We start from the raw sequence: 11,964 nt of genomic DNA, 5'->3' as shown, positions 1-11,964 counted from the left end.
TTTTTTAAGTATCTATCTAATTTTCTTTGTACTTACGTCTTTGTTACCTTTTAAATCAACCCATGTAATAGTAATCTCATCACCTTTTTTTGCACCTGTAAATTGGAACTTCATATAAGGGTCTTTAGATAAAAACTGTGAAGTTGACACTTCATAAACTACTTTTCCATTAGCTTCTGCCATAAAATGTGTAATAAAATTTACTTCTTTATTAGCTCTTTTTGCTTCTATATAACTTAACATTGGGTGTTTTGAAAGAGTTTTTACAGTTACAACACCATTTTTTTCTTTTGCTTTAATTCTTGTTTTTGCCATTTTAAATCCCTTTTCATATTGATATTATTTGTTTATTAAAAGTTGAATAAAATCAACCACCACATCCACCAATTGTTACTTTTACTAGTTTTGAAACTTTATATAGTTTTCCATTCTCTTGTGCAACTACAGTAACTGTTCCTGTTTCAGCCATCTTAATTCTAATACCATAATCAATAATTGCATTATCAGGTATATCAAATACAGCAACAGCACTTTCTGGATTTGCATCTTGAAAAACTGCTACTTTTGAAGCTTTTAAATCTGTTTCAAAAGATACAGGAATAACAGCACCATTTTCTGCAATATCAGGAGCTTTAAGTTTTATCTTACCCTCTGTTGCACTTGTAGTACCAAATAACTCTTTTATTGCATCATCAACTTTTGTTGCTTTCCAAAGATTTGGTTTTGTCTCTCTAAAGTTTATTGCACTTAAATTAAGAGGAGCTGCTGCAACACCAAATGCCAATACGCTAAGTCCTAAAAAATTTCTTCTTTCTAACATCTTTTTTCCTTTATTAATTTATTGTTTTTAAATATGCAACTAATGCTTGTATTTGTTCATGGCTTAACCAACCATTTTTACCAAATGCAGGCATTGCTGAAATTGGATTTGTTGTATAAGGATTATAAATCTTCTCATACAATGCCTCTTCTGGCCATGCTGATAAATATTGAAGCTTTGGTCCCATTGTTCCTGGACCATTAATATCTTTTCCATTTACTGCATGACATGCTAAGCAATTACCAAGATCTTTTGTACTAAAAATCTTTTCTCCCTCTTTTATTAGTTCACTATTAGAAGCAAAACCACTTACAGAAAAAACTGTAAAAGTAATAAATGCAAATAATAAACTTTTGTTCAATTTCATAATACCTCTCCTTTCTTATTTACTTAACTCAATCATATAATCGACTGTTTTTTTAAGATCTTCATCAGAAATATCCATATGCCCACCCTTTGGTGGCATTGCATTTATTCCATTTAAAGCATTATTATAAACTGCATCTATACCTTTTTCTAAAACATCTTCCCACTCTTCTTTATCGCCTAAAACAGGTGCTCCAATAGCATCATTTCCATGACAAACTGCACATTTAGACTCATAGATTGTTTTTCCTATACTTGAAATTTGATTATCTTTTGTCTTTGGCAAATCTCTTTTTGTTGATAAAACTTGATTTGCATCTTGTGATAAATCATTTTTTACTTTCATAATAAGACTACTTACATCTTCTTTTATACAATCACTCATACATCTTTTTCCAAGACCATAAGCTTTTGCATTTATAAAGAATTCTCTCATATTCTCTACACCTTGTTTAGGGTTTTTAGGAGTATCAACTTTAGGATAAAAACCATCTTCATTTGGCATTTTTATTTTTGAGAAATTATCTTTATTTAAGACAAACTCATAATCAAGCTCTTTACCATCTATTTTTATTCCATTTACAGATAATAAATATGCTACTAATGCATATGTTTCACTATTTGATAGAGTTTTTGGATTTGTATAAGGCATTGAGTCTTGAACATACCAAAAAAGAGTACTTGCATATGGCCAATAAGAACCTATAGTTTTAAAAGGTCCTTGTGGATTTGGATTCATATGTGCTGGATTTAATCTTTGCAGTTTTAAAGAATCCTTAGAACCACCTGCTAAAGTAGGATAACCTTTACCTCCAGCTCCAAACTCTCCATGACAACTTGCACACTTATCATCATAAACTTCTTCACCCCACTCTACACTACCTTGTGCAACTTTAGGATTTCCGTCTTCATCTAATATAGGTTTTCCACTTTTTGTATCATACTTTGGAAGTCCTGTTCCATCTGGCATAACATCTATATTCCAAGCATTAATCTCATCTTTTGTTGCTTCTCTACCAAAACCAAAATCTTTTATATCTTGTGAATTTTGATAATAAAGAGTATATTTACCATCTTTTACAGGATAAACTTTACCTCCATCAACTGCAACATCACTTTTAGCAAAAGCTAAACCACTAACTGTAAGCATGGCAAAAGCAAGACTTAGAAGCGTATTTTTATGCTTTTTTGTGTTTTCTAATTTGTACATTGTTACACTCCCCTTTTTTTGTAATTTCCCATGTTACTATTGCATTTCTATGATAAACAGATTCAACTCCAACTTTAGAAGTCTCTTCATCAATTGTTGGTTGTGTATGTCCCACATCATCTGTTGCTCTACTTGCTAACAATAAAGGTTTGCCTTTCCATTTTATGATATAACTAAATCTTGTCCATGATTTTGGTAAAACAAGCCCTTTTAAATCTGCTTCAACCCAATTATCACCACCATCTAAAGATATATCAACATGTTTTATTGTTCCTCTTCCAGACCAAGCAAGTCCTTCAATTTCAACTAAATCACCTTTTTTTAGATCACTCCAAGGCTTTTCAGGACATGGTGAAGTAATTACAGAGTTAACCTCATTAACCCAAAAATATCTAATAGCTTTACCTGATTCTTGAAGCATTGTATATTTTGAAGTCTCTTCTTTTGAGTGCCAAGGTTTATTTGAAAACTCTAATCTTTTTAACCATTTTGTATTTAAATTACCTTCCCAACCTGGAACAATTAATCTTACGGGATAACCTTGTTCTGGACGTAAAGCCTCACCATTTTGAGCCCACACTACCATCACATCATCAAGTGCCTTTTCAACAGGTATTGTTCTTGGATTACTTGCATTATCACTACCCTCAGCTAACATCCAAACTGCATCTTTTTCAAGTCCGATATCTTTTAAGATAGTTTTTAACATAACCCCAGTCCATTGAGCAGAACTCATCATTCCTTTCATAAACTGCAAGCTATTAAACTGAGGTCCTCTCCACTCTGGACTTCCATTTGCAGGACACTCAATAAAATAGATTCTAGTTTCACTTGGATACTTTTTTAATTCATCTAAAGTTAAAACAATTGGCTTTTTTACTTTTCCATGAATCATAAGTCTCCACTTATTTGGATCAACTTGAGCAGTTCCACCATGATTTCTTGTAAAAAATAATCCATTTGGTGTAATAATTCCCTCTGACTCATGTATTGGACACATTGATATAGAAGCATATGCATCACCTGAAGATAACAAATCATGAGTTCTTCTTATATTATTATGCTCATATGCTGAGGGTAATCCATATAAATTCTTATTTACAGGATCACCAAGTTTTGTACTCCATTGGGCTTCTTGCATTATCTCTTTTTCATTTGCACTTACACTTGTTGGAAGAAGAAATGAACCTGCTCCTAATGCACCTGCTGAATACATAATACTCTTCTTAAAGAAGTCTCTTCTGGAAGACTCTTTTACCTCACTAACATCAAGATTACTCATCTTAATAACCTTACTGTTTTTCATATGCTCCCCTCTTTAATATGCAATAATTAAGCTATAAAATTACAATTGTATGTTTATTATTGAAATTTATAAGCAACTAACTAGAAACATTGATTTTTTCTTATCACCATGTAAGTATAATATTTTTTGGTAGCAATAAAATAGCAATAAAATAGGCTCTTATAGAATAATAGTGAAAAATTATATTAAATATAATCTTTAATTATGGTGGTGATTTTATCTATTAAAAATAAAAATTAATTTTTATTCATAGTTAAATTTTATTTTTAAACTATAAAATTAACAAAACTATTTTCATAACTAAACACAATTAAAATTTATTATATTTATTTAACTATAAATTATAGTAATTTTAGATTTTTATGGTATTATTATAAATTTAATTCAAACCACACCACATCAAGAGTAAAATAATAGTGAAAAAAATCATACAAAATAGAACCATATTATTTGTAATAACAATCTCTTTATTAACTATTACATTTATACTTTTTAGCTACTTTACAATAATGAAAAAATATATAAATATAGAAAAAATAGAGAATTTAAAGCATTTAGAAACATTTATTCACAATATGGAAAATAGACTTTTAGAAAATGAAAAGAAGATTGATTATCTTATAAACTTAAATAAAAACTACAAAAATATCTTAGAAAAAAATAATCTTGAAAAAACAGATTTTATTATGAATACCCTTGATTTGGATTTTTTGATTATTGAAAAAAACTCTAAAATAGTATTAAAAAAAATAAATTCTAATCACAAAATAAAAAATCTTATACATATAGAAAAAAAGATTTTAAACTCTTTTTCTAATTTATTAACTTTTGGAACTATTGCAAATATTAACTCACAACTTTTTTTTATAAATAAAAAAACTGTTAACAAAGAGTTTTTTATTTATACAGTTCAGCATATAAGTAAAAAAGAGTTAAAAAATCTAGCTTTAAACTTTGAAAAAGTATCTTTAATTGATGAGCATATATATTCAAATAATAATGAAATATTTAATTCTAAAATTTTTGACAAAATATTTTTGAATACAAAAATAGATATTCAAAACATAACTACAAAAGTATCTTTTTATAATCAAGAAAGTCACTACTTATTCTCTTTAAAACTAAAAAATAATACTTTATTCATGAAAGAAGGAGAAAATACAATATTTATATTTTGTGCTTTTTTAATACTATTTTTAATACTTCTTTTTTATACAACATATATTTATCAAAAAACTCTTAAACAGCATAATAAGAATCTTGAAAATAGAGTTGAAGAGAGAACTTTACAAATTAGCTCTGCATTAAAAGAGTTAGAAAAAGTAAATTTAAAACTATATGATTTAGCACATACTGACTTTTTAACAAAGACTATGAATAGAAGGCATTTCTTTATGCATGCTCAAAATATTTTTTCACAAGCAAATAAGAGTTTAAATAATCTTTGTGTAATTATGATTGATATTGATAACTTTAAAAGACTAAATGACTCTTATGGACATGATTTAGGTGATAGAGCATTGGTAGCTTTTAGCAAATGTGTAAAAGAAAATATTATTGAAGATGATATTTTTGGTCGATTAGGTGGAGAAGAGTTTGCAATAGTATTAAAAAATACAGACTTAAATAAAGCAATAAAAATTGCCAATAAGATTAGAAAAAGTATTGAAAATATTAATATTGTAATAAAAAATGAAAATATTAATATAACAGCTAGTTTTGGAGTAAGTGATATAAAAAATTGTTCAACTATTGATGAAATGCTACAAAAAGCAGATACTCATCTTTATAGTGCAAAAAATTCTGGTAAAAATAGAGGAAGAAGTAGATTAAATCTTATCTAATCTTCACTCTTAGCTGCGTCTTTTATCAATCCTGCTTCTTTTAAAAATGGTGAATGTATAAAATCTATTTTTTTAATTCTATCATATTTAGCATAACTTAAATACAAAATATCTTTTGCTCTTGTAACTGCTACATAAAATAGTCGTCTCTCTTCTTCTAAACTTCCACCTTTACTCATAAGCTTTCTATTTGGAAATCTTCCATCCATTAAATCAATTACATAAACCTCTTTAAACTCTAAGCCTTTACTTGCATGCACAGAAAGTAAATTTACCCCATCACCCTCACTCATTTCACTTCCACCTAAAACCATTGAGTTAATAAACTTTGAAAGTTCTGTGTAGTGAGTTGATAACCTTTTTAAAAGAACTGCTTTTCTATTTATTTTTGAAATGGAGTTATTTTTAAGTTCTAAATTTACTGTACCATCTTTTTGAGTCGCTCTTTTTGTAGATAATATCTCTTTAACTCTATTAAAAAGTGGGCTTTTAAAAATATGCTCAATTTGAGAACTTGGTGTTTTAACTCTTTTTAACTCTTTTAATAACTTATAAAAATCATATAAATAGTTTGCACCCTCAACACTTAGTTTTGGATGTTTTAATATTGGATTTGATAAAAATCTCTCTTCAAATCCACAATCTTTAAATTTAGCTAAACTTCCAAGCTCTATAAAATCATCAAATAAACCCAACTGAATATTTTTAACTTTACTTGTTTCATATGGATTTTTTATTTTATCATCTGGATTGAACAGTCCATCAAATAACTTTCCATGCCCTAATTTCACTAGTGCATCAAAAATATCTTTTGCAATTGCTTTTCCTATACCTTTTCCATACTCTACTAAATGAATAAAAGCCATCATATCATTATGGGATATTTGAAGCATTAAAATATCAATTATAAATTTAACTTCCATTGCATCAAAAAAAGACATTCCACCTTTTCTTTTTGCAGGAATACTAAACTCTCTTAAGTTTACTTCTATACCATCAGCACTTGAGTTATTTCTAAAGATAATTGCAATTTCATTGTGTGGTGTACTACTTTGAGATATAAGTTTTGAAATATACTCATATTGACCAAAGAGTTCATTAAAAGCTAAAAGTTTTGGCTTAATATCTACATCATTTCTCATTACTTGAAGATTTTTTTCATATATTCTTTCATTATACTCTATTACTTTTGATGCTAAATCTAAAATAGGTTTTGAAGAACGATAGTTTTTCTTTAAAGTGTATACATTTGCACCTTTATATCTTGTTGAAAAAGTTGAAATAATTCCAATATCTGAACCATTAAAGGCATAAATACTTTGATCATAATCTCCAACACAAAATAGTGATTTTGGCTTAAAGCCATCAAGTAATCTTCCTTGTAAAGGGTTTGTATCTTGATACTCATCAACCAAAATTTCTTTAAAATCAAACTCATTCTCTTTTAAAGTATTTAACATAAGAACCAATAAATCATCAAAGTTTACATAACCATATTTTTTCTTTAAATCATCAAACTCTAAAACTACATCTTCATAAATTGGAGTATAAAGTTCATGTGCGGCATTTTTGGTCATGATCCACTGCCCAAACTCTTCCCCATCGTTTGAGTTTAGAAAAAGAGAATATAAATCATATAAATAGCCACCATCATATGGGTTTGCTTCATCATCTCTATTATAAAATACCCTTTTTTCATATAAAGATTTAAATAGTGTTTTAAGCTCATTTGGTTGCTTTAAATTGATATTTATTTCAAGTTTTTTAAGTAGTTTATATGAAACAGAGTGAAAAGTACCTGCCATAATTTTTGCAGCAATATCTTTTCCAAAAAATTTTGCAACTCTTTGTACCATCTCAGCTGCTGCTTTGTTTGTAAAAGTTAATAGTAAAATTTCATCTGGTTTTGTTCCAGCATTAATTAAGTTTGCAATTCTTCCAACAATAGTAGAGGTTTTTCCTGTACCTGCACTTGCGATTATTAGGTTATATCCAGGTTCACAAGTTGCAGCTTCTAGTTGTTCTTTGTTTAAATTTGATAAAGGCATTAGTTGAATTCATTTTTATGTGTAAGTTTAATCATTTTCGAATATTATCATAAAAATACTTTGCATTTATTTCAACTAATTAGTTCTTAGGAAAATCCTTTATTATAGTAATTACAAGTTCTCCAACAGTTATTCCAAATTTCTTCATTTTTGAATGATTTATTATTACACCATCTTCTTGCAAGTGTAACCAATCTTTCACATCAATATTAAGTGTACTACCATTATAAGGGATTTCCATAGTATAATCCATCATAACCGTATTTCCATTTACTAACATTGTAGCTTCACCTACAATATCACCTGCTGTACCTATGTATTTACCATCTAAAGTTGGTTTTAACGTCCAAACTCTTGTTTGTTTTTCTCCATCATTATAAACAAATCTTTCATCTAAAGTTCCAACACCATTCTCATCCCAACTTCCTACTAAATCACCTTTAAAAGTTCTTATTATCTCTCCACTTCTATTTTTCACTAAACCATAAGCAGTTAGCTTACCATTAAAATAGTCTTGGGGTACAAACTTGGGAGTAGTGTTATTAAAATCACTAATCTTCATAGATCCACAACCTCCTAAGAAAAAGCAAAATCCTAGTGTATAAAATATCTTTAAATTCATACTAATCCTTTATTTAAATAGATGTTTTGATCCCTTGAAAATACTAATTGAACAAGATTTATATTTCGTGTTATAAATGCAGCTTCACAATAGTTTAAGTACATTTTCCACATTCTAATAAAATAGTTATCAAAACCTAATTTTTTAACCTCAGCAAGTTTATTTACAAAATTCTCATGCCAAATATTTAATGTTTTTGCATAATCTTCTGTAAACTCTTCCATATGCAATAAATTCAATCTTGTATGCTTTGAAGTAACATCTAAAATCTTTCCTACACTTGGAAGATGACCTCCTGGGAAAATATACTTTTGAATAAAATCAGTACTTTTACAATAGTGTTCATATCTACAATCTGGCATAGTAATAACTTGCATTGCTAAAACACCACTTGGCTTTAATAACTCTTGGCACTTTTTGAAAAAAACATCAAAATATTCTCTTCCAACTGCTTCAAACATCTCAACAGCTATTATTGCATCATATTTACCATCTAAATCTCTATAATCTTTTAGTAAAATCTCTATGGCATCTTCAATTTTTTCTTCTTTAAATCTTTTTAGACATAAGGCTTTTTGTTCTTTACTTAAAGTTACTGTTGTTACTTTACATTTTCTCTCTTTTGCAAGATGCAATGCCATTGAACCCCATCCAGAACCTATTTCTAAAACATGTGAATTTTCATCTATTCTTAATTTTTGGGCAAGTAGTGATATTTTTCTTTTTTGTGCTTCAAATAAATCTTCATCTTTATTTTCAAAAACTGCACTTGAATACATCATCGTATCATCTAAAAAAAGTTTAAAAAAGTCATTTGACAAATCATAATGTTCTGAAATATTTTTTCTTGAATTGTTTTTTGAATTTTTTCTTAATATATGTTTTATTCTATTAAACTGAGGAAGTAAATTAATTAGTTTATTATTTTTCTCATCACTGCTTAATGAGCCTAGTTTATTAGAGTTTAATAAAGCAATTGAAATCAGATTTGTAAGATCATTTGTTTCAAAGTCTTCATCCATATAACTTTCAGCAAAACCTATATCTCCGTACAACATAACTTTTTTGAAAAAATTATTATTTTTTATATAAAGTGTAGCTTTTGGATTAGAGTTATCTCCAAAAATCTCTTTTTTGCCATTTGAAAAAACAACTTCTAAAGTTCCTTTTTCAATTTTTGATAAAAAGCCATATCCAAACTTTTCCCAAAACTTCTTCATCTAAAATCTCCTTGTTTCATCTTGCTTTGTAGGACTATGCCACTTTAGACCTTTTTTATATAGTTTTAAAGAGTGCCAAAGTGTTCTTGTAACAACAAATATTGTTAAAAACCAGTACTTAAAAAAAAGCCTTAAGATGTTTTTACTACTAAACGTCAAAGGTTTACCACTAAAAACAGCTGTTAAGCTTTTTTCTTTTTTTTCATGATAATCAATTTTTAAACTTAAAAAATCTTCTTTTAAAATTAAGGTGAAAAAATATGTTCCATCTCTATTAAAAAATGGTGAAACATACATATCTTTTGTAATAACTGCACTATATTTGTTATCTTCATCTTCTTGGAGTTTTAAATCATATATTATATTTCCACCATTATAATTATGTACTTCTGCTAACATATAAATAGGTTTTTCATCTTTTATTATTAAAAGTAAACTTATTGGATTAAATACAAAATTACAAACTCGTGGAAGAGTGATAAACCTTAAACTTACTTCTTCTTCATCTATATTAAATTTTTCAAGTAATTCTTTTACATTTTGTATAAAATCATCATTTTTTCCAAAGTGATCTTTTGCATAAAATGAGAAGAGATTTAATCTATTTATTGAAAAATATTTCTGATTTTTTAAACTTTGAAAATCACCTAAATCAATATTTAAAAGATAAAAACCATAAGTAAACTCATGTACTTTTGGCTCAAATCTTTTATGATATATCTTTCCTTCTAAAAACTGATGACTCATAATTCACATCCAAACTCTTTTGCAATTGTATTTGCACTATATAATCCATCTTCATGGAAACCATATCTCCAATATGCACCTGCAAAGTAACTGTTGTTTTTACCGTTTATTAAATCTCTTTTTTCTTGTGCTTGTATTGCTTTTCTATCAAATTGAGGATGTTCATATGAAACCTCTTCTATATAGTTTTGAAATTTATAATCTTCATTTAAAGTTACAAAATAATCTTTTTTTGTTTTTAGATTTTGTAATCTATTTATCCAATAAGATAAGCTAACACTTGTTCTATCTTCATTATTTGTATAGTTCCATGCTGCATAGATTTTCTTATCTGGATACAAAGCATTCTTATCTGTATGTAAAACTGCTTTATTTTGCTTATATAAAAAACAAGATAGAATCTCTTTTTCATCATCGCTTGCATCTTCTAAAAGCTCTAATACTTGTGGCGCATGACAAGCAAATATTACTTTATCATAAAAAAAAGTATCATTAACACTATTTTCTAAAACTACTTTATTATTTTCTCTTTTTACTTTTACAATGTTACTATCAAGTACAATTTTTCCAGAAATATATTCTGATATTCTTTTTACATAATTTATTGAGCCATTACTTACAGTTAACCATTGATGATGTGTACCAACTCCTAGTAAACCGTGATTTTTAAAAAACTGAAGAAAAGTTCTAGCAGGGAAATTATTCATTTTTGTATCAGGTGTTGACCAAATAGCAGCACCCATAGGCAAAATATATCTTTGTTTAAAGACATCAGAAAAAATAGATAAATACTCTCCTAGGTTTTTATTTAAGTCTTCATGATTTATTTCTAAATCTTTATTTGCTTTTTTATTAAACTTTAAAATATCCATTATCATTTTATAGTGATTATATGAAAAAATATTTTTCTTTTGAAAAAACAATCCACTTAAAGAATCACCATTATAAGCTACATTTGTTTTTTTATCCCAAAAACCAAAACTCATATCACTATTTTCAATCTTTACACCAAGTTGTTTAAATAGCTTAGTTAAAAGTGGGTATGTTTCATGATTAAAAACTAAAAAACCAGTATCAACACCAAACTCCTTATCATCTTCTTGTACAATTGTAGTTCTTGCATGCCCACCTAATCTTGACTCTTTTTCATAAAGATCAACTTCATGTTTTTTACTAAGTAAATATGCGCTTGCTAATCCACTAATTCCTGCACCTATAACTGCTATTTTCATTTATATCTTCCTTGTTTATCTTGTTTTGTAAATATCAATCTATCTAAATCTACATGAGGTTTAAGTTTTTCTAAAATAAAATCTAATTTCTCTTTTTTCATCTTAGGTGTTCTACTCATAATCCAAATATGTTTCTTATCTTCATCACTAACAACTGCATTTTTATAATCTTGGTCAAGATAAACTATATTATATCTTTTAGTAAAAATCCAAAAGTATGTCATATCAATTTTAGAAATTGAGTCTTTGTTTTTTGAAGCTGTTTTTCCAACTCCTGAATATTCAATAGGCTTTCCACCTATTTCATTTTCAAAGCATCTATTATAAATATTGTATGTGTTATCTTCTTGTAAAACATACTCCACACTAGAAGCAACACAGCCCTCTTGATAAAAGTTTGGTGTTCTTGCTATTTCATACCATAAGCCACTAAACTTATCTATACTTGCAAATTTTACTGGACTTAATGCATTTGCATTTATTGTAAAAATTGTAATTATTAGTAGCTTGTAAAACATTTTTTCTCCTGTGTAGTTATTTTATAGTAAA

The 11,964-nt window shown here is 27.6% G+C and carries 12 protein-coding genes; 1 reads left to right on the top strand and 11 read right to left on the bottom strand.

Translation table 11 applies throughout. The annotated features are described in order from the left end of the window. Positions 1-12: 12 nt before the first annotated feature. Genes soxZ through soxC form a run of 5 tightly spaced genes read right to left on the bottom strand, consistent with a single transcriptional unit; the run spans position 13 to position 3,702 of the window. Entirely contained in the window at positions 13-315 is a 303-nt protein-coding gene (soxZ, locus tag ACAN_RS03595; protein WP_099334959.1) for a thiosulfate oxidation carrier complex protein SoxZ, read from the bottom strand. A 52-nt stretch (positions 316-367) separates the two neighbouring features. Then, positions 368-820 carry a thiosulfate oxidation carrier protein SoxY gene (gene soxY / locus ACAN_RS03590; RefSeq protein ID WP_099334960.1) on the bottom strand — a complete coding sequence of 151 codons (453 nt, stop codon included), beginning with the start codon at positions 818-820 and terminating at the stop codon, positions 368-370. A 13-nt stretch (positions 821-833) separates the two neighbouring features. Further along, positions 834-1,187 (bottom strand): sulfur oxidation c-type cytochrome SoxX, encoded by a 354-nt coding sequence (gene soxX, locus ACAN_RS03585; RefSeq protein ID WP_099334961.1) that lies wholly within the window; start codon positions 1,185-1,187, stop codon positions 834-836. A gap of 15 nt (positions 1,188-1,202) precedes the next feature. After that, positions 1,203-2,396, bottom strand: coding sequence for a c-type cytochrome (locus tag ACAN_RS03580; RefSeq protein WP_099334962.1), 1,194 nt, complete (start codon positions 2,394-2,396; stop codon positions 1,203-1,205). After that, positions 2,365-3,702 (bottom strand): sulfite dehydrogenase, encoded by a 1,338-nt coding sequence (gene soxC / locus ACAN_RS03575; RefSeq protein WP_099334963.1) that lies wholly within the window; start codon positions 3,700-3,702, stop codon positions 2,365-2,367. Before soxC ends, ACAN_RS03580 begins: the two co-directional genes overlap by 32 nt. Positions 3,703-4,118: 416 nt before the next feature. Between soxC and ACAN_RS03570 the strand changes: the two genes are divergently transcribed. Continuing rightward, the gene (locus tag ACAN_RS03570) at positions 4,119-5,546 is read left to right on the top strand and encodes a GGDEF domain-containing protein (RefSeq protein ID WP_099334842.1); all 1,428 of its coding nucleotides are present in this window, start codon (positions 4,119-4,121) and stop codon (positions 5,544-5,546) included. On the opposite strand, the gene ACAN_RS03565 is transcribed toward ACAN_RS03570, so the two are convergent. The 6 genes from ACAN_RS03565 to ACAN_RS03540 form a co-directional block, all read right to left on the bottom strand. Beyond that, on the bottom strand, positions 5,543-7,594 hold the full coding sequence (locus ACAN_RS03565; protein ID WP_099334841.1) for an ATP-dependent helicase: 2,052 nt from the start codon (positions 7,592-7,594) through the stop codon (positions 5,543-5,545). The genes ACAN_RS03570 and ACAN_RS03565 overlap by 4 nt on opposite strands. 79 nt (positions 7,595-7,673) lie before the next feature. Further along, positions 7,674-8,216 (bottom strand): DUF3833 domain-containing protein, encoded by a 543-nt coding sequence (locus ACAN_RS03560; protein WP_099334840.1) that lies wholly within the window; start codon positions 8,214-8,216, stop codon positions 7,674-7,676. Next, entirely contained in the window at positions 8,213-9,436 is a 1,224-nt protein-coding gene (locus ACAN_RS03555) for an SAM-dependent methyltransferase (RefSeq protein ID WP_099334839.1), read from the bottom strand. The genes ACAN_RS03560 and ACAN_RS03555 overlap by 4 nt, the downstream gene beginning before the upstream one ends. Further along, complete coding sequence (locus ACAN_RS03550; protein ID WP_099334838.1) at positions 9,437-10,183, bottom strand: DUF1365 domain-containing protein; 747 nt, start codon at positions 10,181-10,183, stop codon at positions 9,437-9,439. It lies immediately after the preceding gene. After that, entirely contained in the window at positions 10,180-11,415 is a 1,236-nt protein-coding gene (locus ACAN_RS03545; protein ID WP_099334837.1) for an NAD(P)/FAD-dependent oxidoreductase, read from the bottom strand. The genes ACAN_RS03550 and ACAN_RS03545 overlap by 4 nt, the downstream gene beginning before the upstream one ends. After that, positions 11,412-11,933, bottom strand: coding sequence for a lipocalin family protein (locus tag ACAN_RS03540; protein WP_099334836.1), 522 nt, complete (start codon positions 11,931-11,933; stop codon positions 11,412-11,414). The genes ACAN_RS03545 and ACAN_RS03540 overlap by 4 nt, the downstream gene beginning before the upstream one ends. Between the last annotated feature and the right edge of the window lie 31 nt (positions 11,934-11,964).

It is taken from the genome of Malaciobacter canalis (assembly GCF_008000835.1).
GTDB classification, from domain to species: Bacteria; Campylobacterota; Campylobacteria; order Campylobacterales; family Arcobacteraceae; genus Malaciobacter; species Malaciobacter canalis.
This window is presented reverse-complemented; position numbering and strand designations above follow the sequence as displayed.